This window comes from Litoreibacter albidus (assembly GCF_900107015.1).
In the GTDB taxonomy this organism is placed as follows: Bacteria; Pseudomonadota; Alphaproteobacteria; order Rhodobacterales; family Rhodobacteraceae; genus Litoreibacter; species Litoreibacter albidus.
On record NZ_FNOI01000002.1, the window covers coordinates 659,175 to 685,765 of the forward strand.

The following is a 26,591-nucleotide window of genomic DNA, read 5'->3' on the forward strand; positions in this document are numbered from 1 at the left end:
AAAGTTATTGCGCTTCGCGGGGCGCGGTCGTTTGCAAAAACTCCACCGTTCCATCGGGTAAAACGACGGCGGCCGTGAGGCAGCCGCTGGAATAAGCGCCCGTGTCAATGGAGATGCGGCCATCGGCGCATACGGCGTTTTCCATAACCGTGTGCCCATGTGCGACCCAATGGCCGTCGGTGCGGGTGCGCGTCAGGAACTCAGGATGTCCCCAAAGCAAAACACGCGGTGATTGATCATCAATGGCGCGGCCCGGGTCGGTGCCAGCGTGGGTGATCAGAAGGTTGCCTGTTTTGATGGATGTCGGCATCGACCGGATCCAATCCTCCATCGGGTCCCCCAACTGTCCACGCAAAGCCATGGCGACCGCGTTCGCGGTGGCAGGCCAATCAGGTTCCGCAGGCAACGCAATCCCGAAACTGGCCAAGGTTTCGGCGGCGCCGTTGCGAAACCATCGGGCGTGGCGGGCTTCGGGGGCCTCCATGAAATCCAGCATCATTTGCTCATGATTGCCTAATATGCAGGTCACGTTGTCTGAAAACTCGGTCGACAACTCATAGAGCCGTTTCAGGACGGCGGCACTGGACGGGCCGCGATCAATGTAATCGCCCACGAAAACCAGTTTGGGGTCACGCACTTCAAGCGTGCCAATAACGTGGTCGATCTGCTCTAGAATATGCTCCAGCAGGTCAAGATTGCCGTGCAAGTCCCCAACGATGAACTGCGGGGTTTCGGGGCTGGGGTAGGCCGCGGCTTTGCGGTGCGGCTGGTCCTTTTTGGGCGCCTTCTTACCTTTAAAAAAAGAGCTCAGGATGTTCATAGGGGAGGGCTTTCAATTGGTTGAGCTACAGTTGGTCACCACGCGCCTGAAATGCAAGCGAAACAGGTGCCAAGCATAGAACGCGCGGAATGCCGCATTATTTTCCGGTTTGACCTGTAGGCCAATATCGAAGACGTAAGCACAAGCAATCTGGAGTTTAGACAATGACAGCGACGCAACGCACTGCTTTGGTGACCGGTTCGGCCGGATTTATCGGCTACCACGTGGCCGCGCGCCTGCTGGCCGATGGCTTCAAGGTGGTGGGGTTCGATGGCATGTCGGATTACTACGACGTTAATTTGAAGAAGCGCCGCCACCAGATGCTGTCTCAATCTCCGAACTTCACGCCAATCGAGGGGCTGTTGGAGACGGACGGCGCGGTCATGGATATCATGGAGCAGCACAGGCCGGACGTTGTGGTGCACCTTGCGGCGCAAGCTGGTGTGCGCTGGTCTATTGAGAACCCGCGGGCCTATGTAGACGCAAACCTTATCGGCGCATTCAACGTCTTGGAGGCCGTTCGGGCGCACCCTTGCGCGCATTTGTTGATGGCGTCCACATCGTCCATCTACGGCGCGAACACCGCGATGCCCTACGAGGAGACGCATAAGGTCGACACGCAGATGAGCTTTTATGCCGCGACCAAGAAGGCGAATGAGGCGATGGCCCATTCCTACGCGCATCTCTACGACATGCCAGTCACGATGTTCCGGTTCTTTACTGTCTATGGCCCTTGGGGTCGCCCCGATATGGCACCGATCAAGTTCACCAAGGCAACGCTGAACGGTGACCCGATCGACGTCTATAACCACGGGGATATGAGCCGCGATTTTACCTACATTGACGATCTGGTCGAAGGCATCCGGCTTTTGATCGACACGCCCCCCGTTCGCCCGAGCGACGCAAGCGAGATTGAAGAGGGGGATAGCTTGTCCTCCGTGGCACCTTGGCGTGCGGTCAACATCGGCAACGGGGAACCGGTGCAATTGATGGCCTTTATCGAGGCAATCGAGGATGCGACCGGAAAAGAAGCGCAGAAGAACTACATGGATATGCAGCCCGGCGACGTGCCAGCGACATGGGCCGATGTGGCGCTCTTAAAACGGCTTACCGGCTATCAGCCCAAAACCAACGTGCGCGATGGGGTGGCCAAGTTCGTGGAATGGTACCGCGATTATTATCAGGTTTAGCCGGCGGCCTGCCACTCGCGTATCGCATCCAGCGGATACAAGAGCATGATGATGTTCAGCGCCAACCCGTCACGGATGGCGGCGATAACCACAACCTCTGCGATGATGACGATGGCGACGCTAACCCAGACGGGAACGCGTCTGGACAGCCAGAACCCGAACCACATCGCCAGAATATCGCAAACGGAGTTCAGGACGCTGTCGCCGTAGTAATCCAGCGCAATCGTCACCTCGCGGTAGCGGTTGATCACGGCGTCGGTGTTCTCGAGTACCTCCCAAACAGCTTCGATCAGCGTGGCGATTGCCAGCCGCCAGCCGATGTCGATCCGGCGGGCAAATAGCCACAACACGGCGTAGAAGATGAAACCGTGCAACACATGTGACGGGGTGTACCAATCCATCATGTGTTGCGAGTTCTCTGAACTCATCGTCTCTAGGTGCAGCAGCTTGATGTAGCCGCATTTGCACATCGGAATCCGGCCCATCCAAAGCAGAATGGCGGCGGTGGCGATAAGAATGCCAAGAGTGATCCAATAGGGAAGATAGCGTTTACTCATGGTGTCGACGGGATCACATCTGCTTGCGTGCTGTAAACCCTGTCCGTGCTCCTCAAGGGGACCTGAGTCTTTTTTGTCCCAGATCTACAGCTGTGCCTTTTCCTTGCTTGCCGACATCCTGCGTGCGACGGTTCGGATATGAATTCTTTAGACGCATTTAGCCCGTTTTCCGCCGCTGAACAAAAGCTTATCGACGATGCCGCAAACCCAGAACGCACCAGCGTCGGCGATGGGGAGCTGCCGCCCTCCGATGATCCTGATCGGGTCATAAGGGCGGAATTGATCCGGCATCTGCTCCTGCGGTTTGATGCGCTGCATGACAAAGGTATCCGCCTTCGCGGCGCGTGGATCAGCGGCACGCTAGACCTTCAGGGCTGCGATTGCGAACGTGACATTTCCCTATCCCACTGCCACCTGCGCGCGCCGATCAACCTGGTCAACGCACGCCTTCGCGGCTTGCATTTGTCCGGATGTAGCTTGACGGGCCTATCGGCAGACAACGCGTCGTTCTCCGGCTCGGTTTATATCAGGGCGGGCTGTGTCATCGAGGGCGAGATATCAATCGCGGGCGCGCGCATCAGTGGCGATCTGCAAATTTGCGACGCGACGATCCGGAGCCCCAGACAAGACGCGATTTTCGCACCATCCCTCCGTGTGGAAGGGTCAGTTTTTCTTGGCAATTACCCCTACGCAGAAAAGGTGACCGAGCTACACGCAACAGGGCTGTTGTTCTTTTCGTCGGCGCGGGTTGATCATGACTTCTTTCTCACCAACACGCTGATCTCGCTGCCGCAGGACCCGATCGCCTCCACACCCGTTTTTGATCCGTCGGAGGAGCATGGTCGCGATATGGCTGTCAGCCTTGCGCGGGCGAAGGTCAACGGAATTCTGTATCTGGCGGACAATCACATTCCCCGCGGGATCGTAAATTTTGCGGGTGCTGAAGCAGCACGCTTCCGCGACGAGCCCGTGGGGCCGGGTTCGGCATACCCTGTGCGGCTGGACGGTTTCAGGTACACAGATTTCTCTCGCCATGCGGATACAAATATCAACGCGCGGCTGGATTGGCTGGCCCGCACGCCGGATGATATGCCGTTCACGTCGCAGCCTTACGAGCAGCTTGCCGCAGTGCTTCAGGAGCTTGGGCACCGAAATGACGCGCGGACGGTTTTGATGCGCAAGGAGCGCCTGCTTAGGGCCGAGAACCGCAGACTGATGGAGGCCCGTGGCGCACCGTCGATCGTGCGCGGGATGTCACGTGTCGCAGATGATTTTCTGCGGTGGAGCATTGGCTACGGGTATCGTCCCGGCCGCGCGGTGGTGGTCGCGGTTGCGCTGGTTGTCGGGCTGGGTTTCTTCTTTGAAAGCACGTGGCGGGCAGGGGACATGGCCCCGAACGCGGCCCCGATATTGGTGTCGAAGGACTGGGTTGATGCGACGGAGACCCATGCTGAAAATCCCGCGGTGTTCTGGTCGACACCGGGTCAGGCCGGACAGGATTGGGAGACCTTCAACGCCTTCGCGTATGCGGCGGATGTAGTTATTCCGCTGGTGAATTTCGGGCAGGAAAGTGCTTGGGCCCCGTCAACGTCGCGCTCCCCCTTGGGGAAAATTGCGTGGTGGGTGCGGTGGTTTGCCAAGTCCATTGGTTGGATCGTGACCGCTCTTGTAGCCGCTGCAATCACCGGCGTCATTCGTCAGGACTAACGCTACGAAAAACGCCGCCACCCATGGGGGTGACGGCGTCATTTCCAGCAATCGCGCGGTGGTTTATGCCACGTCGAAGCTCAGCGTTTTCACTTGGTTGAACATGCCGGTATCGCGCAGCTTTTGCAGGACGTCGGCTGGCACGGGGCTGTCGACATAGAGCAGCGCGATTGCACCATTGCCCGACGACTCGCGGCCCAAGGTGAAGTTCGCGATGTTCACGCCATTCTCGCCCATGGTTTGCCCTAAGGTGCCGATGATGCCGGGAACGTCTTTGTTGGTGGTGTAGACCATGTGTTCCCCGATCTCGGCGTCGATGTTGATGCCTTTGATCTGGATGAAACGCGGCTTCCCGTCCGAGAAAACCGTCCCCGCGATGGAGCGTTCGCGCTTGTCTGTCACCACGGTCAACTTGACGTAACCATCAAACACGCCGGACTTATCCTGCGTCGTGGTTGAAATTTTAACGCCGCGCTCTTTGGCGATGACCTGTGCCGAAACCATGTTCACGTCAGGGTTGGTGGCCTTCATGATGCCCGCGATGCCCGCACAGTTTAGGGCTTCCAGGTTCATATGGGACACGGTGCCGTTGTAGGTGATCTGGATCTCCTTGATCACTTCGTCGGTCATCTGACCGATGAAGGCGCCAAGGTGCTCCGCCAGTTTCACCCAAGGGCCCATGACTTTCGCTTCCTCAGCTGTCACGGACGGCATGTTCAAGGCGTTGGTCACAGCACCTGTCAGTAGGTAGTCGGACATTTGCTCTGCCACTTGCAGGGCCACGTTTTCCTGCGCCTCGGTGGTTGCCGCGCCAAGGTGCGGTGTACACACGACGTTGGGCAGGTTGAACAGCGGGCTGTCGGTGGCGGGTTCGACCTCGAACACGTCAAAAGCTGCACCGGCAACTTTGCCCGATTTCAGCGCGTCGGCTAATGCGGCTTCGTCAACCAAGCCACCACGGGCGCAGTTGATGATGCGTACGCCGTCTTTCATCTTGGCAATGTTTTCTGCCGAGATCATACCGCGTGTTTTGTCGGTGGCAGGCACGTGCAGGGTGATGAAATCGGAGCGTTCGAACAGCTCGTCCAGCTCTACTTTGGTGACGTTCAGTTTCTCCGCGCGTTCTTCCGAGAGGAAGGGATCATACGCGATGACCTTCATTTTAAGGCCGACACCGCGCTCGCACACGATCCCACCGATGTTACCTGCACCGATCACACCAAGTGTCTTGCCGGTCAGCTCAACGCCCATGAACTTCGACTTTTCCCACTTGCCCGCATGGGTAGATGCGGAGGCTTCAGGGATCTGGCGCGCCACCGCGAACATCATCGCGATCGCGTGTTCTGCGGTGGTGATCATGTTGCCGAACGGGGTGTTCATAACAATGATCCCCTTCTTTGATGCGGCGGGGATGTCGACGTTATCAACACCGATACCAGCGCGGCCGATGACCTTAAGGTTTGTCGCGGCGGCGATCAGCTTTTCGGTCGCTTTAGACGCGGACCGGATGGCGAGGCCGTCATATTGGTCGATGATCGACAGCAGCTTCTCTTTGTCTTTGCCAAGCTCTGGCATGAAGTCCACATCAATGCCGCGATCGCGGAAAATTTGGACGGCGGTTTCAGACAGTTTGTCGGATACGAGTACTTTGGGGGCCATGGTTTTGGGCTCCTATTCTAGCGATATGATTACGTCTGCTTTGCGTCGGCAAAGCGTATGGCACGAAATGGGCTTAGGAATTGATCTCTTGCTCGAAGGCATAGGCCAGCCACGGAAGCATTGCTTCAATGTCCGCAGTCTCGACTGTGGCACCGCACCAGATGCGAAGACCCGCAGGCGCGTCGCGGTAAGCGCCGATGTCGAGGGCCACGTTCTCTGCTTCCAGACGCTTGGCGATGGCCTTGGCGAATGCCGCGCCGTCGGTGATCCGGTCGTCGGTGAACTTCAGGCACACGGATGTGTTGGAGCGTGTCGCAGGGTCCGTGGCAAGGAAGTCGATCCAGTCGTTCGCAGCCACGAAATCATTGATCGCGCCAGTATTGGCGTCAGCGCGGGCGATGAGACCTTTGAGGCCGCCAACCGATTTGGCCCAATCCAGCGCAAACAGGTAATCTTCGACGCAGAGCATGGAGGGGGTGTTGATCGTCGCACCGGTAAAGATGCCGTCGATCAGCTTGCCGCCTTTGGTGAGGCGGAAGATTTTTGGCAGAGGCCATGCCGGCGTGTAGCTTTCCAACCGCGCAACGGCACGCGGGGACAGAATGATAACGCCGTGACCGCCCTCGCCGCCCAGAACTTTCTGCCAGCTGAATGTGGTGACGTCCAAGCGATCCCAAGGAAGGTCCATCGCGAAAGCGGCCGATGTGGCGTCGCACAGGGTCAGGCCGTCGCGGTCCGCTGGGATCACATCTTTAGATGGGACGCGCACGCCGGATGTGGTGCCGTTCCAAGTAAAGCAAACGTCGTTGTCAAAGTTCACATCGGCAAAGTTGATGATCTCGCCATAGTCGGCCGTGGTCACTTTCGCGTCGATCTTCAGTTGCTTCACAACGTCGGTGACCCAGCCGGAACCGAAGCTTTCCCATGCGAGCATCTCGACTGGGCGTTCGCCCAGGAGGTTCCACATGGCCATTTCGTAGGCGCCAGTGTCGGAGGCGGGCACGATGCCGATTTTATAGTCCGCAGGGATGCCAAGCACATCGCGGGTCGTCTCGATGGCGGCAAGCAATTTCGCTTTGCCAACAGCGGCACGGTGCGAGCGACCCAAGGGGGCGTCGGCCAGCTTATCGAGCGTAAATGTCGGGGGTTTGGCACAGGGGCCGGAGGAGAAACGCGGATTCGTCGGCTTTGCAGCCGGTTGTGTCGTGGTCATTTTGCTACCCTTACAGATATATAGCCTCTCGTTGGGGAGAGGTGTCCCACTGGCGTCACTAAGGGAGGAGGCGGGCTTTCACAACAGCCAAAACGTCGCTATAGCGCCGCTTAAGTGATTATTTGCGACACCCACAACCACGATCGGAAACCTGCCCATGTTCGTAGTGACCCTGCTTTGCGCCCCGTCGGCCCCCAAACTTGATGCGTCCTTGGCGACCAATTTGCGTAACGCTTGGGGTGGTGGGGATGTGATCTGGTTGATGCCGGACGTCGCAGCCGAGTTCGCGTTGGAGGCAGCGCCCGCGAATTTTGACGAGGTCTGGAAAGACTGTGACGCGCTGGGTATTGATCTGGTGATCCAGCCGATGAAGGGACGCCGCAAGAAGATGTTGCTGGCTGACATGGACAGCACAATGATCCAGCAAGAGTGTATCGACGAATTAGCTGACGAGGCCGGTGTCGGCCCGCGCGTGGCCGATATCACCGCGCGCGCAATGAACGGGGAGCTGGACTTCGAGGCGGCCCTGAAAGAACGCGTCGGGTTGCTCGAAGGGTTGGATTCAGCGGTAATAGACACTGTTTTAGCTACGCGCATCACCCATATGCCGGGTGGAAAAACGCTGCTGGCGACGATGAAAGCCAATGGCGCTTATGCGGCGTTGGTGTCGGGCGGGTTCACGGCGTTCACGTCGGCTGTGGCGCAGGCGCTGGGTTTTGACGAGAATCGCGCGAACACGTTGATCGAGGAAGGTGGCAAGCTGACTGGCAAGGTTGGGATGCCGATCTTGGGGCGCGAGGCGAAGGTGCAAGCCTTGGAAGAAATCACCGCGCGGTTGGGTTTGACGGACGCAGATGTGATTGCCGTGGGGGACGGCGCGAATGATCTGGGCATGTTGCAACGTGCGGGCGCAGGGGTCGCGCTTCACGCGAAGCCGACCGTGCAGGCGCAAGCCAAGCTGCGGGTCAACCATGGCGACTTGACCGCGCTCCTGTTTTTGCAAGGTTTCGCCGCCAGCGAATTCGTTTAACGGCCCTTCCAAACGGGATCGCGTTTTTCGGCAAAGGCTTTCGCGCCTTCAAGCTGGTCCTCACTGGAATAGAGCCGCTTTACCGTCTCAAACTTGCTGCCGGTGATCTGATCCATGGTGTCTTGGAATTTCTTATCCTCGGCCTCGCGCACGATTTCCTTAATCGCGGCGTAGACTAACGGCGGACCGGAGGCGATCAGCCGCGCCATGTCCCATGCCTGATCCATAAGTTGATCGGCCGGATGGATGTGGTTCACGATGCCCCAACCCCGCGCCTCCTCGGCGTCAAACCAACGGCCCGTGAGCAGTAGTTCCATCGCAATATGGTAGGGGATGCGCTTGGGTAGTTTGACCGATGCGGCATCGGCGACCGTGCCGGAGCGGATTTCGGGCAAGGCAAACGTAGCGTGATCAGCGGCCAATATGATGTCGGCTGACAATGCCAGCTCCAACCCACCGCCGCAGGCGATGCCGTTAACGGCGGCAATGACAGGTTTGTTCAGGTTGGGCAGTTCTTGCAGGCCGCCGAACCCCCCAACGCCATAATCGCCATCGACCGCGTCACCCTCTGCGGCGGCCTTGAGGTCCCAGCCAGGGCAGAAAAATTTGCCCCCCGCACCGGTTATGATCGCCACCCGCAGATCGGGATCGTCGCGAAAATCCGCAAAGACCTGTCCCATGACCCGTGATGTCGCAAGATCGATCGCGTTGGCTTTTGGGCGATCTAAAGTGACTTCGAGTATCCCGCCTTCGCGGCGGGTTCTGACGGGGCTGGTCATAGTGTTCTCCGAATAAGAGCGTCTACGGCAATTGCGGTGTCCGGCCCGCAGATGAGCGGGTTCACTTCGACCTCCGCAACGGGCTTGGGTTGGGAGACGACATATGTTTGGATGGCTAGGATAGCATTAACGATTGCATCCATATTGCAGGCGGTCGCACCACGATACCCTGTCAGCAAAGGGTACATTTTCAGGCGTGTTAGAGCCGTTTTTATGTCTTCGGCGGCGCTGGGGATGAGGACGGATTCTGTGTCGTTCAGTAGCTCCGCCAAGATGCCGCCCGCGCCTATGGTGAGCAGGTAGCCATGCGCAGGGTCTTGCGTAACGCCAACCAGCAGTTCGGCGCCGGGCGCACACATTTCCTCCACATGAAAAGACGTGGCGTCCGTCATGCTTTCCATCGCGACCTGCACGTCGGTGAAAGAGTTGCAGTCAAGGATCACGCCGCCGACGTCCGATTTGTGGGCCATGCCTTCGGCTTTGACGACCACTGGGAAGGCTAAGGCGTCCAATCCGGCGGCGCTATGATTTGTTTGGATGGCCTTGGGAACGTTCAGCCCATGCGCCGCTAATTCGGCCTTTGCGTCGTACTCCGACAGTGTTTCGGTATTCGTCGCTATTTCATGACGCAAAACGGGCTTGGGGGCAGGTGGGCGGACCCCAGAAGAGGCCGCAGCGATGGCGTTCAGCGCTTCGCTAAGACCCGCGAAAGGAACAACCTCATTCGCTAACAGATGTGCGGCGACATGCTCTGGCATTAGCTCCGCCAAAGTGGCCGCTACTGCGACGGGGCGGCCCGTGGTTTTGCGCATCCTAACGGCAGCGTTTGTCGCGCACGCCCAATCGGACGGGTCGCAAATATCCCCGCGCGGATAGTCGAGCACGACCAAGGTTATTGCGATGTGCGGCGCGGCCATTGCGGACCAAGCAGCAGTCATCGCGTCCTCGTCGCGCCAGATGTAGGTGTGATAATCGAGAGGGTTCGCAAGGGCGACTTTAGGCCCCAGCCCCTTAAATAGGGTCTCTTTCTGCGCGGGTGTTAGCTCTGGAAACGTCAAATCGTGATGGCTGGCCATATCCGCAACCAAAGACGCCTCCCCGCCGGAACAACTGATTGACGAGATTTGGTTCGACGCCAAGCGGCCCGTCACATGCAACAGTTTCAAGGTCTCCAAGAAACTTGGGACGTCGGGTGCGCGCAAAATACCAAGGCGATCCAAAAACGCCTGCGCTGCCGTATCCCCCCCCGCCAAAGAGGCTGTGTGGCTGATCGTTGCGGCCTGCGCATGGGCCGATTTCCCGACCTTCAGCGCGACGAGCGGCACGGATTTCGCATGGGCTTTGGCAGCGAGCGCCTCCCAACGTTTCAGATCGCCGAACCCTTCGATATGCAGCCCGATAGCAGTGACACGCGGGTCATCAAGTAGGGCCAACGCAATATCGGCCTGTGTCGTTTGGGCCTGATTTCCGGCGGTGATCATGTAGCCGATTGGCAATCCACGCGCCTGCATTGTCATGTTAATCGATATGTTCGAAGACTGGGTGAGGATCGCGACGCCAGTGTCGACGCGGGTGCATCCGTGTTGATCCGGCCAGACGGCCACACCGTCCAGCGCATTGACGAAGCCATAGCAGTTGGGGCCAAGGATAGGCATGTCACCGGCAGCCTTAAGCAGCCGCGCCTGCGCATCGGTGCCAGACGCGTCTTCGCCGCTGACCTCTGCGTACCCGGAGGCAAAACAGACCGCGCCGCCCGCGCCAATCTTGCGCATCCGCTCCACCGCGCCAATGGTCGCTTCGCGGTTGATGCCGACAAAAGCGGCATCTGGCGCTTCGGGGATGTGCAACACGCTTGGGTACGCTTTGACGCCCGCGATTTCAGACTTCACCGGATGAACGGCGTGAAGCTTGCCCGAGTATCCGAACTTCTGGGCCTGCGTCAGAACGGCCTCGCCCCATGTGCCGCCGCCGATGACGGCGAGAGATTTCGGATTGAGAAGACGAAAAAGGTCGCTCATTGCTCAGGCCCCCAAAGCGCGCAACAGATCGCGACTGATAATATGGCGTTGGATTTCGGAGGTGCCGTCCCAGATGCGTTCCACCCGCGCATCGCGCCAGAACCGTTCCAACGGGTAGTCATCCATCAGCCCCATGCCGCCGTGAATTTGGATAGCGGCATCGGTCACGCGAGACAGCATTTCAGTGGCATAGAGTTTCGCGGACGCGATTTCACGGTTCGACGACAGCCCCTTGTCGAGCCGGTCCGCGGCGGCGAGCGTCAGCAGGTCTGCGGCGTCGATCTCTGTGATCATATCGGCCAACTGGAAGCTGACGCCCTGAAACTTGCCGATCGGCTGGCCGAACTGCTCGCGCTCCGCCGCATAGTTGAGGGCGTAGTCGAACACGCGGCGCGCGCGCCCCGTCGACATTGCGGCGACTGTAATCCGCGTAGCGTAGAGCCACGTGTTCATGACCTCGAACCCACCGTCGACAGCGCCCAGAACCTGCGCATCGGGAAGTCGGCAGTCATCAAAATCAAGGATCATGTTTTTGTAGCCACGGTGCGACACAGATTTGTAGCCGTCGCGCACGGTAAAGCCTGGGGTGTCACGGTCGACAAGGAAGGACGTGATCCGCTTTTTCCGGCCGCGCGGGGTGTCGTCTTCACCAGTCGCGATGAAAACAATGAAGAAATCGGCGTGCTCCGCACCGGAGATAAAGTGCTTCGTGCCGTTCACCACCCAATCGCCGCCACTGCGCACGGCTGCACATTTCATGCCGCGAATGTCGGAACCAGCCCCCGGCTCTGTCATGGCTAGCGCGTCCATTCGCTCGCCGCGGACGGCAGGCATAAGGTAGCGTTCTTTTTGCTCCGCTTCGCAGGCCATGAGGATGTTTTGCGGACGGCCGAAAAAGTGGTTAAGCGCCATGGAGCCGCGCCCCAGTTCACGCTCTACTACCGCAAATTCAACGTGATTCAGGCCTGCGCAGCCAACGCTTTCGGGAAAGTTGCAGGCATAGAAGCCCAGATCGAGCGTTTTTTGTTTGATGTCTTGCGCGATCTCTGCGGGAACTTCGCCGGTGCGCTCAACCAGCTCCTCATGGGGGTAGATTTCATTTTCTACAAAGCTGCGGACGGTATCCGCGATCATTTGATGTTCTTCGGTCAGGCCATAGGTGGTCATGTTGACTGCCTCTCGGGAAAGGGGATTTTTCACAGGGTTAGAGCCTGTTTTTCCGTCCCAACCGCCGCGTGCTTGTCCACGCGCTGGCATCATCAATTGAGAAGCTAGGACGCATAGTTCGACCCCTCTTCGTCTAAAATACCCTTCAGCTCTGCCAGGTGGCGGATGTCTTGTTCAGGGTAATTTTCTATCTCATCGGCTGTCTTGGCAGCGATATCATCGGGTAAAATAGACAAGGGTTGGCCCGTTTGAAGGGCGCGGATGTAGACCTCGCAAGCGCGTTCAAAGAAATACATTCGGTTGAACGTCTCCGCGACGGTGTCACCGATGACCATGATGCCGTGATTGCCCATGATCATGACTTTCTTTTTCGGGTCGGTAAACAGCTGGGCGCAGCGCTCGCCCTCCTCCTCGAATGCCAGTCCGCCATAGCTGTCATCAACAACTTGGCGGTCGAAGAACATCGCGGCGTTTTGGTCCAATGGAGGGAGGATCTTATCCTGTAAGCATGCCAGTACAGTCGCGTGGATCGAGTGGATATGCATAGCACAACGCGCGTGTGCGCAATAGCGGTGCAGTCCACCATGCAGACCCCAAGCGGTTGGATCGGGCGCGTTCGGACTGTTCAGCGCGTCAGGGTCATTGGCGTCCAGAAGCAACATGTCGGAGGCGCTAATCCGCGAGAAATGAACCTGATTGGGATTCATCAAAAACTTTGTGCCATCGTCGTTAACGGCCAGTGAGAAGTGGTTGGACACGCCTTCGTGCATATTGAGGCGCGCTGTCCACCGAAAGGCGGCAGCTAGGTCTACCCGCTCTTCCCAATGCTCGATATTTGCCTGCGTCCCGTCCATGTCATTCCTCCGTCGCTTTGGGGGAGTAAGCCACGGCGGGGCGCGTATGACTAGTAATTTTGCGCCTTGCACCTCGGCTTAAAGTCTGGACAATTGGAACATGGAAAACCAACCCCTTAAATCATGGGCCGACAGCGCTGCGACTTTGGTTGCCGTTGCGGCCGGACGCGCCCCAGCGGACACGGTTCTGCGTGGCGGCAAAGTAGTTAACGTACACACCCGCGAAGTTCTGGACGGCTGGCAAGTCGCGATTAGTGCGGGCCGATTTGCCTATGTAGGGCCGGATGCTAGTCATTGTATCGGGCCAGATACCGATGTGATCGAGTTGGCGGGACGCTACCTTATTCCCGGCCTGTGCGACGGACATATGCACATCGAATCCGGTATGCTGACGCCTGCCGAATTTGCCAGCGCGGTAATTCCGCACGGGACAACCACCATGTTCACGGACCCGCATGAGATCGCGAATGTCTTAGGGCTTCGCGGCGTGAAGCTCATGCATGATGAGGCTCTAATCCAGCCGATTTCGATATATACGCAGATGCCAAGCTGCGCGCCCTCCGCTCCGGGGTTAGAGACGACAGGCTATGAGATTGGCCCAGAAGATGTGGCCGAAGCCATGACTTGGCAGGGGATCATTGGACTTGGGGAGATGATGAATTTCCCCGGCGTGGTGAACGGTAGCCAACAAATGCTGGCGGAGATTGCCGCGACGCAAAACGCAGGAAAAACAGTGGGCGGGCATTATGCGTCGCCTGACCTTGGCCCTGATTTTCATGCCTACGCAGCCGGTGGCCCTGCGGATGATCACGAGGGCACCTGTGAGGCAGACGCGATCGCGCGGGTGCGCCAAGGGATGCGCTCCATGATGCGGCTTGGCTCGGCTTGGTATGACGTCGAAACGCAGATCACGGCGATTACTGAGAAAGGTCTGGATTCACGTAACTTCATTTTGTGCACGGACGATTGCCACTCCGGCACGTTGGTGAATGACGGGCATATGAACCGCGTCGTGCGGCATGCGATTGAATGCGGTTGTGATCCGCTGATCGCGTTGCAGATGGCGACGATCAACACCGCCACGCATTTCGGGTTGGAGCGGGAACTTGGCTCAATCGCGCCGGGGCGCCGGGCGGATTTGATCGTGACGTCCGACCTGCGAGCGTTGCCGGTAGAGCGTGTGATCGCGCAAGGCAAAACCGTCGCGAAAGACGGTGAGATAATCGTCAACTGCCCGCATCTGGATTGGCCTGACGACGCCCGCCAAACTGTGCACTTGGGCCGTGAATTGGGGGCGTCCGATTTCGAGATCAAAGGACCAGACGGGGCCCAAACAGTCACAGCGAAAGTAATTGGCGTGGTCGAAAATCAGGCCCCTACGGAAGCATTGAAACGCACGATTCCCGTTGAACGGGGTCTATTGGAGCCGACGGACGCCGTTTGCCAAATAGCGTTGGTTGAGCGTCATCGCGGTACAGGTGACGTGGTTAACGCTTTGGTCGAAGGGTTCGGGTACGAGGGTGCGATGGCGATGGCCTCTACGGTGGCGCATGACAGCCATCACATGATCGTCGTCGGCACCGACCGTGCGCAGATGGCGCTGGCCGCGAACCGCTTGGCAGAAGTCGGTGGCGGGGTCACCGTTTGGAAGGACGGCGCGGAGCTTGCTCTGGTTGAATTGCCCATTGCGGGGCTTATGTCTGACCGACCGGCAAGAGACGTCGCAGCCAACGCGGACCAGATGGTCGCGGCGATGGAGGCCTGCGGATGCACACTGAACAACGCTTATATGCAGCATTCATTGCTGGCACTTGTGGTCATTCCATCGCTTCGGTTATCCGATTTGGGGCTGGTGGATGTGACCAAATTTGAACTGACAGATTTGATAGAGGAAACTCAATGATCGGCACCTATGCCAACCTCCCTATTCGCACCCCTGATACCCCGCCGTCCGAGTTGTTTAGCGACCCTAAAGCAGCGGTAGAGCGGCTTTGCGAACTTTATGACTCGGCCGCTAACTTCCTGACCGATAGCTTCCGCGAGAGCCTTGTTGGCAATCCGCCGGCGGAGCGCTACCGCGCGTTTTATCCCGAGATCAAGGTGACGACGCAAAGCTTTGCGAAGATTGATAGCCGTCTGAGTTTCGGCCACGTGGCTAAACCTGGAACCTACGCAACGACGGTGACGCGACCGGATTTGTTTCGTTACTATCTGGAGCAGCAGATTCAATTGCTGGTCGATAATCACGGTGTTTCGGTAGAAATCGGTGTGTCCACGACGCCGATGCCAATGCATTTCGCTGTGGCGAACGCATCTGACCTGACCGTACCGCAAGACGGGGCGATGGATTTCACGCTGCGGGATGTTTTCGATGTGCCCGATTTGGCGACCACCAATGATGATATCGTGAATGGCACGCTGCAGGAACTGCCTGACGTGCCGGAACCTTTGGCCCCCTTTACTGCGCAACGCATTGATTACTCGTTGGCGCGCCTGTCGCATTACACCGCGACGGAGCCGGAGCATTTCCAGAACCACGTGTTGTTCACCAACTACCAGTTCTATGTCGAAGAGTTCGAAGCCTACGCAAGGCAGATGCTGGCGGACCCCGATAGCGGTTACACCAGTTTTGTGAGCACGGGGAACCACATCCTGTCTGACCCCGATGGCGTGATCCCCGCGACAGAGAAAACGCCGCAGATGCCGACCTATCACCTGAAGCGCAAACACGGCTCCGGTATCACCTTGGTTAATATTGGTGTTGGGCCATCAAACGCGAAAACCGCAACCGACCACATCGCGGTTTTGCGTCCCCATGCATGGTTAATGGTGGGACACTGCGCGGGCTTGCGGAATTCGCAAAGCCTTGGGGATTTTGTACTGGCACACGCGTATCTGCGCGAAGATCACGTGCTGGACGACGACCTGCCCGTTTGGGTGCCGATCCCCGCGCTTGCGGAAATTCAAATCGCGCTGGAGAAAAGCGTGGCGGAGGTGACCCAGTTTGAAGGGTTCGACCTGAAACGGATTATGCGGACAGGGACGGTCGCGACAATTGATAACCGCAACTGGGAACTGCGCGACCAATCCGGCCCCGTGCAGCGGCTTAGCCAATCGCGTGCAATCGCGTTGGATATGGAAAGCGCCACAATCGCCGCGAATGGCTTCCGGTTCCGAGTACCCTATGGAACGCTGCTTTGTGTCTCTGACAAGCCGCTACATGGGGAGTTGAAACTGCCCGGAATGGCCTCTGATTTCTATAAAACACAGGTCTTAAGGCACCTTCTGATTGGAATTCGTGCGATGGAACATCTGCGGGAAATGCCGTTGGAGCGGCTACATTCACGCAAATTACGCAGTTTTGCGGAAACAGCCTTCCTTTGACCTTAGGGAAATTGCGAAAAAACGTGAAAAAGAAGGGGTTTTGGCACACTAATTGTTGTGCGGCCCCTCAATATTCAGTTAGGTTCTCGCGATAACACCCCAAAGGTGGGGTAATAGAGAGGGAGCAGAGCTCATGGCAACGAAACCTATGACCAAGACACAATTGGTCGCAGCATTGGCTGAAGAAGCAGGCACAGACAAAAAAGGCGCTGGTGCGGCTTTGGACGGTCTGATTGCAATCATCACACGCGAAGTCTCCGGCGGCGGCGCAGTAACTTTGCCTGGCGTTGGCAAAATCTACTGCCGCGAACGTCCAGCACGCATGGTTCGCAACCCAGCGACTGGCGAGCAGATTTCCAAAGATGCTGACAAAGTGGTTAAAATGACCATTGCGAAAGCTCTGAAAGACAGCGTGAACGGCTAATCGCCAGTTCAGTTGACGGATTAAAGGGTCGCCTTCGGGCGGCCCTTTTCTTTTGCGCGCAATCACGTGAGAGTGCCGCGACACAGGCAAGGAATTCAGCGTGGACATCAAAGCAATTTTCATGGGGCTGGCCTTCGCCATGATGTGGTCAAGCGCCTTCACGTCTGCGCGCATCATCGTGGCCGACGCCCCGCCGCTGTATTCGCTGAGTCTGCGATTTCTGATATCGGGCCTTTTAGGTATTCTCATAGCCAAGGCGCTTGGCCAGACTTGGAGCTTAAGCCGCGCGCAGTGGCGTGCGACGTGGATATTCGGGATCTGCCAAAACGCGCTGTATTTGGGGCTCAACTTCGTCGCCATGCAATGGATCGAGGCGTCCCTCGCGGCGATCATTGCTTCAACAATGCCGCTTATGGTGGCGTTGGTAGGCTGGGCCATCTTCAAGGACCGCGTTTCAGCGGTTGGGATTTTCGGGCTGGTTGCCGGGATCGCGGGCGTGGTGCTGATCATGGGAAGCCGGATCAACGGCGGCGTGGACCTGCTTGGCGTGGGCTTCTGTCTGACAGGCGCTATGGCCCTGACCTTCGCGACACTGTCCGTGAAAGGGGCTGCTTCCGGCGGAAATGTCTTGATGATCGTCGGGTTGCAAATGCTGGTGGGCGCCGCCTGCCTCTTCGCCCTCGCGGTGCCGCTGGAAACATGGGACGTGACCCTTAGTCCCACGTGGATCGCGGCGTTTGTTTACACAACCTTGGTGCCGGGCCTGATGGCGACATGGGTCTGGTTCATGTTGGTGGGCAGGGTTGGTGCGGTCAAAGCGTCGACCTTCCACTTCCTGAATCCAGTATTCGGTGTCGCGATTGCTGCGGCGCTCCTTGGGGAGAGCATCAATGTCGTCGACTTTATCGGCGTTCTAATCATCGCGGGCGGCATCTTGGCTGTTCAACTGTCCAAGCAGAAGGCTTAGCCGATTTTGCCTTGATTAGAGCCTATTTGACCACGGTGAAGCAGCAGATGATCAAGGATCACGCAAGCCATCATCGCCTCACCCACGGGCACGGCGCGGATGCCGACGCAGGGGTCATGACGGCCTTTCGTGATGATCTCTGTGTCTTCGCCGGACTTGGTAATGGTCTTGCGCGTCGTGAGGATCGAGCTTGTCGGTTTCACCGCGAACCGCACCACAATGTCCTGACCTGTGGAAATACCGCCTAGAATACCACCTGCGTGGTTGGAGCTGTAAACAGGCCCGTCCGGCCCCATGCTGATCTCATCCGCATTGGCTTCACCCGTAAGCATCGCGGCCTGCATTCCTGCGCCGATCTCAACGCCTTTGACGGCGTTGATAGACATCATGGCCGACGCCAAATCAGTGTCTAACTTGGCGTAAACCGGTGCGCCAAGACCGGCTGGGGCGCCTTGCGCGATAACCTCGATCATCGCACCGACGGAGCTTCCGGTTTTGCGCAAACCGTCCAGATAGTCGGCCCAGGTTGATGCCGCGTCCGCGTCCGGCACCCAAAACGGGTTTTGCTCAATCTGGTCCATGTCGCGGGTGTCAGTCTTATGCTCACCCATCTGTACCATGTAGCCAATGATCTTTAGACTCGGCGCTAGCATCTTGATGGCCTCGCGGGCAACGCCGCCAGCGGCGACACGCGCTGCAGTTTCGCGGGCCGAGGACCGCCCTCCGCCGCGATAGTCACGGATGCCGTATTTCGTCCAGTAAGTGATGTCTGCGTGGCCGGGGCGGAACTTCTCGATGATATCGCCGTAATCTTTGGAACGCTGGTCCGTGTTCTCGATCATCAGCTGGATGGGAGTACCGGTCGTTTTTCCCTCAAAAACGCCGGACAGAATCCGCACCTCATCCGCCTCGCGGCGCTGAGTGGTGTATTTGTTTTGGCCGGGTTTGCGCTTGTCGAGCCAGACTTGGATCATCTCAGCCGTGAGCGGCACTCCAGGGGGGCACCCGTCGACGGTTGCGCCAAGTGCCGGCCCGTGGCTTTCGCCCCAAGTGGTCACGCGGAAAAGATGGCCAAAGCTATTCATCGACATGGGGCGTCTCCCTTTTGTCAGAGGTCTAGCGGTGCGCCACGCCGCCCTCAAGAGCTTTCACCTTGCCGATGTAGGGTATGGGGCTTAGATACAACGATACCTCGGGGGGCCTAAAACGGCTGAGATTGCGCATGCTGACCCGTTGAACCTGAACCGGTTAAGACCGGCGGAGGGAAGGTTTGAGATGCTCTCACTCCCGACTCCGTCCGTCGTTTTGGAGGAATGAGATGAAAAAGACCCTTCTAAGCGTAGGACTGATCACATTGGCCACCGCGGCATTTGCCGAAGAGAAGCCAGTGCTGACGATCTATGCACCAGACTACTTCACGAGCGAATGGGGCCCCGGTCCGAAGATCGAGGCCGCGTTCGAGGAAACATGCGCCTGTGACGTAAGTTACGTGGCTGGCGACGTGCTACCGCGCCTGTTGTTGGAAGGCGAACGCACCAAGGCGGATGTTGTCATCGGTTTGAACACTGACGTCACCAAAAGGGCTCGCGAAACGGGTCTATTCTTGCCCCACGGGCAAGACACGAGCGATATGACCTTGCCGATAGAGTGGACGGACGACGTGTTCCTGCCGTTCAACTGGGGTCACACCGCGTTCATCTACAACACGGAAAAAATGGGGAATGCGCCGACGACTTTTGACGCCTTTCTGGCAGATGAAGACACGAAAGTGGTGCTGCAAGATCCACGTAGTTCCATCTCGGGCTTAGCACTGATGCTGTGGGTGAAGTCCGTTTACGGCGATGACAGCCAAGAAGCATTCAACAAGCTGGCCCGCAAGACGCTGACCGTGACTAAAGGTTGGTCGGAAAGCTACGGCATGTTCACCGACGGTGAAGCCGACATGGTGCTGAGCTACACGACGTCCCCCGCTTACCACATCATCGCGGAAGACGATGAAACCAAGCGCGCGGCGATTTTTGAAGAAGGCCACTACTTCATGACGGAGCTGGCGGCGCAGGTGAAAACCAGCACGCAGCCGGAACTGGCACAGGCATTCATGGATTTTGTCCTGTCGGAAACGTTCCAGACTATGATCCCGACGGCCAACTGGTCCTTCCCCGCAAAACTGGATGCAGACAAGTTGCCGGACGGTTTTAAGAAATTGGACATGCCGGAAAAGGCACTGTTCTATTCGGAGAATGAAGCAGCTGACTTGCGCGATGCGGCGCTGGAAGAATGGCTGAGCGCGTTCAGCCAATAAGCCTGTCCAACCTTGGCGGGGCGGCGGTTGTCGCCCTGCTGTTGGTGCTGACGCTCGGAACGCTTGGCGCGGTAGCTTGGCGGGCGGAGGAGCTGTCGGCACTGACCAAGAACGACTGGTCCGCCGTCCGGTTTACGCTTTGGCAGGCGGCTGTGTCGGCGGTGCTGAGCGCGGTTTGCGCGATCCCCGTTGCTCGGGCATTGGCGCGTCGTCAGTTCCGTGGGCGCGCATTGCTGCTCACCGTTCTTGGGGCACCGTTTATCCTGCCCGTTGTAGTCGCGGTGCTGGGATTGTTAGCCGTCTACGGGCGCAGCGGTATCATATCAGAAACGCTAAATTGGGCTGGATTAGAACCTATTTCGATCTATGGCTGGCACGGTGTCATCTTGGCACATGTATTTTTTAACTTGCCGCTGGCCACGCGATTAATCTTGCAAGGATGGCTCGCTATTCCGGCGGAGCGGTTCCGGCTTGCGCAGTCGTTAGGATTCACGTCACGCGACATGGCAAGACATCTGGAATGGCCAATGCTTCGCGAGGTATTGCCGGGGGTGGTGATGGTCATCTTCCTGATCTGCACGACGAGCTTCGCCGTGGCACTTGCGCTGGGCGGCGGCCCCAAAGCCACGACAATCGAGTTAGCTATCTATCAGGCCTTCCGCTTCGACTTCGATTTGTCGAAGGCCGCGCTGTTGGGATTGGTTCAGTTTGTGATCTGCGTAGGGCTGGCGCTTGCTTCCTTTGCTATTTCAGTGCCGTCAGGGCAGGGCGCGGGCTTGGACCGCGTGGTGTACCGTAATGACGGATCACGAGTTCTGGACGGCATTGCGATCGGTGTTGTTGCGCTGTTTCTGATTACACCTTTGGCGATGATTGTCGCCAAGGGGTTGCCCGGCCTGCCGGAGTTATCGGTCAACATCCTAAGCGCTGCGTGGCGGTCAGTATGGGTCGCGGTATTGTCGGCGGGGCTTACTGTCGTTATGGCGCTCTCTCTCGCCTTGCTCTCGCTAAAATGGGGGCGCGGAGTGGAGGCTGTGGGGTATCTTTCAGTCGCGGCATCCCCGTTGGTCATCGGGACGGGGTTGTTCATCCTGACCTATCGTTGGGTTGACCCTGTGTTGCTGGCCTTACCTGTGACCGTGGTGGTGAACGCCGCAATGAGCTTGCCGTTTACGCTCCGCGCCGTGTCGCCAGCGCTGCGGCAGGTGGAGGCGGACTACGGGCGCTTGGCGGCGTCGCTAGGCCTCACGGGCTGGGCGAGGCTGCGCATTGTCGTCCTGCCGCGCTTGCGCCGCCCCTTGGGGTTTGGCGCGGGGTTGGCCGCCGCGTTGTCGATGGGTGACTTGGGGGTGATTACGCTGTTTGCGGACCCTAACCATGCGACGCTGCCGTTGGCGCTGTATAACCTTATGACAGCCTACCGGATGCAGGAAGCCTTTGCCGCCGCGCTGGTGCTGCTCGCGCTTAGTTTGGCGTTGTTCTGGCTGTTTGACCGTGGAGGGCGCGTAAATGCTGACCTTTGAGAACGTGGAAATCGTGCAGGGGGATTTTGCGCTGAAAGCGGCCCTCTCAGTGCCTGCGGGCGCTAAGGTGTCGGTCATCGGGCCGTCCGGCGCTGGCAAATCAACGCTGCTGTCCGCGCTGGCGGGGTTCGTGCCGATCACTGCGGGCCGGATCCTGTGGCAGGGACGTGACATTTCAAATGTGGTCCCAGCGGAGCGACCGCTTGCGATGGTGTTTCAGGACAGCAATCTGTTCCCGCATCTGACAGTTGCGCAGAATGTAGGCTTGGGGCTGAAGCCCAGTTTGAAGCTCTCCGCGCGAGAGACGGACCGTGTAAGGGATGCTTTGGCGCGTGTCGGCTTGAGCGGCATGGGCGCGCGCAAGCCTGCTGCGCTGTCGGGTGGCCAGCAAAGCCGTGTCGCCTTGGCGCGGGTGTTGTTGCGCGACAAGCCGATCATGGTGCTGGATGAGCCATTTGCGGCGCTAGGGCCAGCACTGCGGGCCGAGATGCTGGCGCTGATGGATGAGATCGCCCGCGAGCGCGGGTTGACCGTGCTGATGGTGACGCACGACCCGAAAGACGCGCGGCAGTTGGACGGGAGCACAACTCTGGTGGCCGATGGGATTGCCCATGCGCCGGTGCCTACGGGGCCATTCTTGGATGCCCCGCCCGATGTGCTGCGGGACTACCTGGGGGGTTAAGTGCTCTGCTAACGAAAAAGGCGCGCCCCGAGGGACGCGCCTTTTTATTACTCTGCGGAAGGGTTTAGCCTTTGCGCTTGATCGGTGCCCAGAGACGCTTGTTGGTCAGGTAGAGCAGCACTGTCAGGATGATCAGGAAGAACACGGCAACAAAGCCTGTGCGCTTGCGTGCGTCCTGATGTGGCTCTGCTGTCCAGCGCAGGAAGGCTGCAACGTCTTCTGCGACGTGGTGCAGGTCTGCCGAGTGGCCGTCTGCGTACTCCACGTCGTCACCGTAGAGCGGTGGCGCCATGGCGATCCAGCCGCCCGGGAAGGCTGTGTTTTCGTAGAAGGTTGTGCCAGCTTCCTCTTTTTCCTCACCGGTGTAGCCAGTCAGGATGGACGCAATGTATTCCGCGCCGCCGATACCGTTAACAAACTGGTTGATCCCCAGACCGTAGGGACCGTGGAAGCCAGAGCGTGCCTTGGCCATCAAGGACAAGTCAGGTGCGTTAGCGGATTCCAAAGCCGGGAAGTTATCCGTGGGCTTCAGTGTGCGGTACTCTTCGAGGTCTTTGTCGAAAAGCTGCGGGTTGGCCAACTCGTCGTTGATCGGGAACGCTTTGGCGTAAGCCTTCATCTGGTCTTCGGGCAGCATTGGGCCGCCCTCGTCTGCCAGCGTACGCATAGGCACGAATTTCAGGCCGTGGCAGGACGAGCAAACCTCGGTGTAGACTTGCAGGCCGCGTTGCAGTTGGTTCTGGTCGTAGGTGCCAAACGGCCCCTCGTACGAGAAATCCACGTCATGGGTGTGGCCCGCGTCACCGGCGGCAAATGCGCCGGAAGCGAAGGCAACTGCCGAGACGGCTACGAGTGAGAGTTTCTTGAGCATTGGTATCTTCCTCTTACTCTGAAGCTGCGACTGAGTCGCTGCCCTTGGCTGGGTAATGCGCATCGAAGTCTTCCTCGATGGTTGCAGGACGCGCCAATGGTTTCTCGATAACACCCAGCAGCGGCAGGATGACCAAGAAGTATCCAAACCAGTATGCGGACGCGATCAAAGAGATCGTGGCGTAAGGCTCATCCGTTGGCATGGCACCAACCCACATCAGAACGATGAAGTCGACGCACAGCAGCGCGAACCACCATTTGAACATCGGACGGTAACGGCCGGAGCGAACCGACGACGTGTCCAGCCAAGGTGCCAGCGCCATCACAGCAATCGCACCGAACATGGCAGCCACACCGAAGAACTTGGCGTCAACGATGCCACCGGTCACGAAGGACACCAGTTGCACAACCCAAACGTCAGCGGTGAAGGCGCGCAGGATCGCGTAGAACGGCAAGAAGTACCATTCCGGCACGATGTGTGCAGGTGTCGCCAGCGCGTTCGCCTCAATGTAGTTGTCGGGGTGGCCAAGGTAGTTTGGCATGAAGCCAACGACTGCCCAGAACACGATCATAACAACGCCCAGTGCGAACAAGTCTTTGATCACGAAGTAAGGCCAGAATGGCAGCGTGTCTTTCGCCGCGTCTTCTTTGGATGTGCGACGTACCTCAACACCAGTTGGGTTGTTGTTGCCCGTGGTGTGGAAGGCCCAGATGTGAACGGCGACAAGGCCGGCGATCACGAACGGCAGCAGATAGTGCAGCGAGAAGAAGCGGTTCAACGTCGCGTTATCCACTGCAGGTCCGCCCAGCAGCCAAGTTTGCAGCATTTCGCCAACGCCAGGGATGGCGCCGAACAGGCCGGTGATAACCGTCGCGCCCCAGAAGGACATCTGACCCCATGGAAGCACGTAGCCCATGAACGCGGTGCCCATCATTGCGAGGTAGATGATCATACCGATAATCCACGTGATTTCACGTGGGGCCTTGTAAGAGCCGTAGTACAAGCCGCGGAAGATGTGGGCGTAAACGGCCACAAAGAACAGCGACGCGCCGTTGGCGTGCAGGTAACGCAGCATATAGCCGCCGTTCACGTCACGCATGATGTGTTCAACCGACGCGAACGCCAGATCAACATGCGGCGTGTAGTGCATGGCCAGCACGATGCCGGTCACGATTTGCAGCACAAGGCAGAATGTCAGGATAATGCCCCAGATCCACATCCAGTTCAGGTTCTTCGGAGTAGGGATCATCAGGGTGTCGTAGAGCAAGCCAACAATCGGCAAGCGGGTGTGAAGCCACTTTTCGCCGCCAGACTTTGGCTCATAATGGTCGTGTGGGATACCAGCCATAATCGTTTCTCCCTTAACCGAGTTTCAGCACGTCAGGCGACGTGAATTGAGCGACAGGCACCAGCATGTTGCGCGGCGCAGGGCCTTTGCGAATGCGACCGGCGGTATCGTAGTGCGACCCGTGGCATGGGCAGAACCAGCCGCCAAACTCGCCAGCGTCGCCCAAAGGCACACAGCCAAGGTGTGTACAAACGCCGATCATGACCAGCCATTCGCCATCTTCGTCGAGCGAGCGGTTCTGGTCTTCAGCATCGGCTTCTGGGCCAAGGTTGTTGTTCTCTGCGCCCGCGTCCGGAAGATCCGAGAGAGAAACCGAACGGGCCTCCTCGATCTCTGCGGTGGTACGGCGGCGGATAAAGACCGGCTTACCGAGCCATTTGACGGTCAGCTGAGTGCCTGGCTCAATGCCGGACACGTCAACGTCGATAGAGGCCAAGGCCTGCACATCCGCCGATGGGTTCATTTGGTTCACCAAAGGCCAAACGGCGGCCCCTGCGGTTACCGCACCAGCGCCAGCTGTGGCGTAGTACAGAAAGTCGCGACGGGTTGCGCCGCTGTGGTCGTCTGCGTGGGACACGAGAACTTCTCCCTTGTCGGACCGCTTGTGCGGCCGGTAAATTGAAGAATCCGCACCAAGGGCGCAGGATATCGAGGCTAGATATATTCTAAGTCCCCTTCGCGTCCACCCATGAATGACCTGAAGAGGAAGCCATTTGTCGCAGTATGTCCAAATTGCAGCGTTTGAGCCCGATTTGGCCCCGAATTTGGGGTCTTTGGTGCGCTTGGGCGTGTGTTTTAATGCGCCTGTTCACGTGATTGAACCCTGCGGCTTCCCGTTTTCGCTAAAATTGTTGAAAACACGGGCCTTGGATTACGCCGAACACGCGGACGTTCACCACCATGACAGCTGGGATGCGTTTCACGCAAACAAGCCGGGCCGTCTCGTGCTTTTGACCACCAAGGGGGCCACTGATTTGTGGGATTTCGAGTTCCAGCATGGGGATTGTCTGATGGTCGGGCGCGAGAGTGCTGGCGTGCCGGAGCACGTCCATGACGCCGTGGATGGTCGCGTGAAAATTGCCATGCCCGGGGGTGGGCGTAGCTTGAACGTGGCGATTTCGGCGGGGATTGCAGTTGCCGAGGCACATCGGCAGTTGCGAGCGTGAGAAGCCCGTCGATTAGTTTTCGGATGTATGTGCAACGATCGCAGCGCCTACACGTGCAATCGACGCGTTGCGGTGGGTGAAGCTGGCATTGGTCTCCGTCATGAAAAGCGCGGCGAGTATCGGCTTTCTGTTCGGCGGATATAAAACAGCCACGATGGAACGAGAGCCGAAGCCCCCTGCACCGGAACGATCATCAATAGTCCATGATGGTGGAAGGGCGGCGCGGAACAGGGCGTCGGCCACGTTATGATGTGAAAGCCATCCTCGCAGCGTGCTTCGCGAGGTCGTAGAGAGCGTGCTGCCTAGAATTAACTCCCCGACACTATTTGCAATCGCATGCGGTGTTGTCGTGTCGCGCGGATCGCCTCGTTCATAGCGGGCTCCCATCTGTCCAAACGAGTGTTTTCATCCCCGACGCTTCGCAAAAAGGTGGTGAGCCCATCTGGCCCACCGATCTGCGACAAAACAATGTTTGCAGCTGTATTGTCACTGACTGACAGCACCATGCCGCAAGCATCGTTTAGGGAAACGGCGCGCTTACCTTTGCGCATATGTTCTTTAATGGCGGGTGAGTAACTCACTACCTCCATGCCCTGTAACGAAACAGTTTGGGTCAAGTCCGCTTCGCCAGCTTCCACGCGCTTCAAGAGCGCGCCACAGGCTAAAAGCTTGAAGGTACTGTTCATGGGGAAGCGGTCGTGTGCGGCGTATGTGATCTGCTCATCGGTGTGCAGGTCGTGCATGTATAGTCCGACGCGCGCGCCTAGATCGCGCTCGATGCCGCGAACCGCCTCCAAAACCGGCTCTGAGCTGGCTCCGATTGCGGAGGCCACAAACAGGCAAAGCACGCTAACTGTCAGCCTGATTGCCATTGAAGAATTTTTCATAGCGGACCCCGCGTGTATCATTTTGTGATGCTCAGACTGAAGC

At 58.2% G+C, this 26,591-nt stretch carries 25 protein-coding genes and 1 riboswitch; of the genes, 11 read left to right on the top strand and 14 right to left on the bottom strand.

Annotation, left to right across the window (positions count from 1 at the left end; translation table 11 throughout):
* Positions 1–4: 4 nt before the first annotated feature.
* Positions 5–820, bottom strand: coding sequence for a metallophosphoesterase family protein (locus BLW66_RS08265; protein ID WP_089946646.1), 816 nt, complete (start codon positions 818–820; stop codon positions 5–7).
* 164 nt (positions 821–984) lie between these two features.
* On the opposite strand from BLW66_RS08265, the gene BLW66_RS08270 reads away from it, so the two are divergent.
* The gene (locus tag BLW66_RS08270) at positions 985–2,010 is read left to right on the top strand and encodes an SDR family NAD(P)-dependent oxidoreductase (RefSeq protein ID WP_089946647.1); all 1,026 of its coding nucleotides are present in this window, start codon (positions 985–987) and stop codon (positions 2,008–2,010) included.
* Here the strand turns inward: BLW66_RS08270 and BLW66_RS08275 are convergent.
* Complete coding sequence (locus BLW66_RS08275) at positions 2,007–2,567, bottom strand: DUF2585 family protein (protein WP_089946648.1); 561 nt, start codon at positions 2,565–2,567, stop codon at positions 2,007–2,009. The genes BLW66_RS08270 and BLW66_RS08275 overlap by 4 nt on opposite strands.
* Before the next feature lie 138 nt (positions 2,568–2,705).
* On the opposite strand from BLW66_RS08275, the gene BLW66_RS08280 reads away from it, so the two are divergent.
* Positions 2,706–4,274 carry a pentapeptide repeat-containing protein gene (locus BLW66_RS08280; protein WP_089946649.1) on the top strand — a complete coding sequence of 523 codons (1,569 nt, stop codon included), beginning with the start codon at positions 2,706–2,708 and terminating at the stop codon, positions 4,272–4,274.
* 63 nt (positions 4,275–4,337) lie between these two features.
* Here BLW66_RS08280 and serA read toward each other — a convergent pair whose 3' ends face one another.
* Both serA and BLW66_RS08290 read right to left on the bottom strand, forming a co-directional pair.
* On the bottom strand, positions 4,338–5,933 hold the full coding sequence (gene serA / locus BLW66_RS08285; RefSeq protein WP_089946650.1) for a phosphoglycerate dehydrogenase: 1,596 nt from the start codon (positions 5,931–5,933) through the stop codon (positions 4,338–4,340).
* Between the two features lie 73 nt (positions 5,934–6,006).
* Positions 6,007–7,146: a phosphoserine transaminase gene (locus BLW66_RS08290; RefSeq protein ID WP_089946651.1), complete on the bottom strand. Its 1,140-nt coding sequence runs from the start codon at positions 7,144–7,146 to the stop codon at positions 6,007–6,009.
* Positions 7,147–7,303: 157 nt separating this feature from the next.
* Here BLW66_RS08290 and serB point away from each other — a divergent pair, with 157 nt between their 5' ends.
* Positions 7,304–8,176, top strand: coding sequence for a phosphoserine phosphatase SerB (gene serB, locus BLW66_RS08295; protein ID WP_089946652.1), 873 nt, complete (start codon positions 7,304–7,306; stop codon positions 8,174–8,176).
* Here the strand turns inward: serB and BLW66_RS08300 are convergent.
* The 4 genes from BLW66_RS08300 to BLW66_RS08315 all read right to left on the bottom strand — a co-directional run bounded on the left by BLW66_RS08300 (position 8,173) and on the right by BLW66_RS08315 (position 12,994).
* On the bottom strand, positions 8,173–8,955 hold the full coding sequence (locus BLW66_RS08300; RefSeq protein ID WP_089946653.1) for a carnitinyl-CoA dehydratase: 783 nt from the start codon (positions 8,953–8,955) through the stop codon (positions 8,173–8,175). The two genes, serB and BLW66_RS08300, sit on opposite strands and share 4 nt — an antisense overlap.
* Complete coding sequence (locus tag BLW66_RS08305) at positions 8,952–10,973, bottom strand: acetate--CoA ligase family protein (RefSeq protein ID WP_089946654.1); 2,022 nt, start codon at positions 10,971–10,973, stop codon at positions 8,952–8,954. The genes BLW66_RS08300 and BLW66_RS08305 overlap by 4 nt, the downstream gene beginning before the upstream one ends.
* 3 nt (positions 10,974–10,976) lie before the next feature.
* The gene (locus tag BLW66_RS08310; RefSeq protein ID WP_089946655.1) at positions 10,977–12,140 is read right to left on the bottom strand and encodes an acyl-CoA dehydrogenase family protein; all 1,164 of its coding nucleotides are present in this window, start codon (positions 12,138–12,140) and stop codon (positions 10,977–10,979) included.
* A 104-nt stretch (positions 12,141–12,244) separates the two neighbouring features.
* Positions 12,245–12,994 (bottom strand): class II aldolase and adducin N-terminal domain-containing protein, encoded by a 750-nt coding sequence (locus BLW66_RS08315; RefSeq protein ID WP_089946656.1) that lies wholly within the window; start codon positions 12,992–12,994, stop codon positions 12,245–12,247.
* Positions 12,995–13,094: 100 nt separating this feature from the next.
* On the opposite strand from BLW66_RS08315, the gene ade reads away from it, so the two are divergent.
* The 4 genes from ade (at position 13,095) to BLW66_RS08335 (ending at position 17,769) form a co-directional block, all read left to right on the top strand.
* A complete protein-coding gene (gene ade / locus BLW66_RS08320; RefSeq protein ID WP_089946657.1) occupies positions 13,095–14,897 on the top strand; it encodes an adenine deaminase in 1,803 nt (600 codons plus the stop codon).
* Complete coding sequence (locus BLW66_RS08325; protein WP_089946658.1) at positions 14,894–16,378, top strand: AMP nucleosidase; 1,485 nt, start codon at positions 14,894–14,896, stop codon at positions 16,376–16,378. Before ade ends, BLW66_RS08325 begins: the two co-directional genes overlap by 4 nt.
* Before the next feature lie 133 nt (positions 16,379–16,511).
* Positions 16,512–16,802, top strand: a complete 291-nt coding sequence (locus BLW66_RS08330; protein ID WP_089946659.1) for an HU family DNA-binding protein — start codon at positions 16,512–16,514, stop codon at positions 16,800–16,802.
* A gap of 100 nt (positions 16,803–16,902) precedes the next feature.
* On the top strand, positions 16,903–17,769 hold the full coding sequence (locus BLW66_RS08335) for a DMT family transporter (protein WP_089946660.1): 867 nt from the start codon (positions 16,903–16,905) through the stop codon (positions 17,767–17,769).
* Here the strand turns inward: BLW66_RS08335 and aroC are convergent.
* On the bottom strand, positions 17,766–18,860 hold the full coding sequence (gene aroC, locus BLW66_RS08340; RefSeq protein ID WP_089946661.1) for a chorismate synthase: 1,095 nt from the start codon (positions 18,858–18,860) through the stop codon (positions 17,766–17,768). The two genes, BLW66_RS08335 and aroC, sit on opposite strands and share 4 nt — an antisense overlap.
* A gap of 92 nt (positions 18,861–18,952) precedes the next feature.
* Positions 18,953–19,052: riboswitch (TPP riboswitch) on the top strand.
* 35 nt (positions 19,053–19,087) lie between these two features.
* On the opposite strand from aroC, the gene BLW66_RS08345 reads away from it, so the two are divergent.
* The 3 genes from BLW66_RS08345 to BLW66_RS08355 are packed head-to-tail and all read left to right on the top strand — an operon-like array spanning position 19,088 to position 22,276.
* Positions 19,088–20,071: a thiamine ABC transporter substrate-binding protein gene (locus tag BLW66_RS08345; RefSeq protein WP_089946662.1), complete on the top strand. Its 984-nt coding sequence runs from the start codon at positions 19,088–19,090 to the stop codon at positions 20,069–20,071.
* Positions 20,047–21,594 (top strand): thiamine/thiamine pyrophosphate ABC transporter permease ThiP, encoded by a 1,548-nt coding sequence (locus BLW66_RS08350; protein WP_089946720.1) that lies wholly within the window; start codon positions 20,047–20,049, stop codon positions 21,592–21,594. The genes BLW66_RS08345 and BLW66_RS08350 overlap by 25 nt, the downstream gene beginning before the upstream one ends.
* Positions 21,581–22,276 (top strand): thiamine ABC transporter ATP-binding protein, encoded by a 696-nt coding sequence (locus tag BLW66_RS08355; protein ID WP_089946663.1) that lies wholly within the window; start codon positions 21,581–21,583, stop codon positions 22,274–22,276. Before BLW66_RS08350 ends, BLW66_RS08355 begins: the two co-directional genes overlap by 14 nt.
* Positions 22,277–22,340: 64 nt before the next feature.
* On the opposite strand, the gene BLW66_RS08360 is transcribed toward BLW66_RS08355, so the two are convergent.
* The 3 genes from BLW66_RS08360 to petA are packed head-to-tail and all read right to left on the bottom strand — an operon-like array spanning position 22,341 to position 25,072.
* Positions 22,341–23,147 (bottom strand): cytochrome c1, encoded by an 807-nt coding sequence (locus tag BLW66_RS08360; RefSeq protein WP_089946664.1) that lies wholly within the window; start codon positions 23,145–23,147, stop codon positions 22,341–22,343.
* Between the two features lie 13 nt (positions 23,148–23,160).
* On the bottom strand, positions 23,161–24,495 hold the full coding sequence (petB, locus tag BLW66_RS08365; protein ID WP_089946665.1) for a cytochrome b: 1,335 nt from the start codon (positions 24,493–24,495) through the stop codon (positions 23,161–23,163).
* A 13-nt stretch (positions 24,496–24,508) separates the two neighbouring features.
* Positions 24,509–25,072 (bottom strand): ubiquinol-cytochrome c reductase iron-sulfur subunit, encoded by a 564-nt coding sequence (petA, locus tag BLW66_RS08370; protein ID WP_089946666.1) that lies wholly within the window; start codon positions 25,070–25,072, stop codon positions 24,509–24,511.
* A 136-nt stretch (positions 25,073–25,208) separates the two neighbouring features.
* On the opposite strand from petA, the gene BLW66_RS08375 reads away from it, so the two are divergent.
* Positions 25,209–25,661 (top strand): tRNA (cytidine(34)-2'-O)-methyltransferase, encoded by a 453-nt coding sequence (locus BLW66_RS08375; RefSeq protein ID WP_089946667.1) that lies wholly within the window; start codon positions 25,209–25,211, stop codon positions 25,659–25,661.
* A gap of 12 nt (positions 25,662–25,673) precedes the next feature.
* Here BLW66_RS08375 and BLW66_RS18260 read toward each other — a convergent pair whose 3' ends face one another.
* Complete coding sequence (locus BLW66_RS18260) at positions 25,674–25,904, bottom strand: serine hydrolase family protein (RefSeq protein ID WP_342027818.1); 231 nt, start codon at positions 25,902–25,904, stop codon at positions 25,674–25,676.
* A 65-nt stretch (positions 25,905–25,969) separates the two neighbouring features.
* Entirely contained in the window at positions 25,970–26,548 is a 579-nt protein-coding gene (locus BLW66_RS08380; RefSeq protein ID WP_170833435.1) for a serine hydrolase, read from the bottom strand.
* Positions 26,549–26,591: the final 43 nt, after the last annotated feature.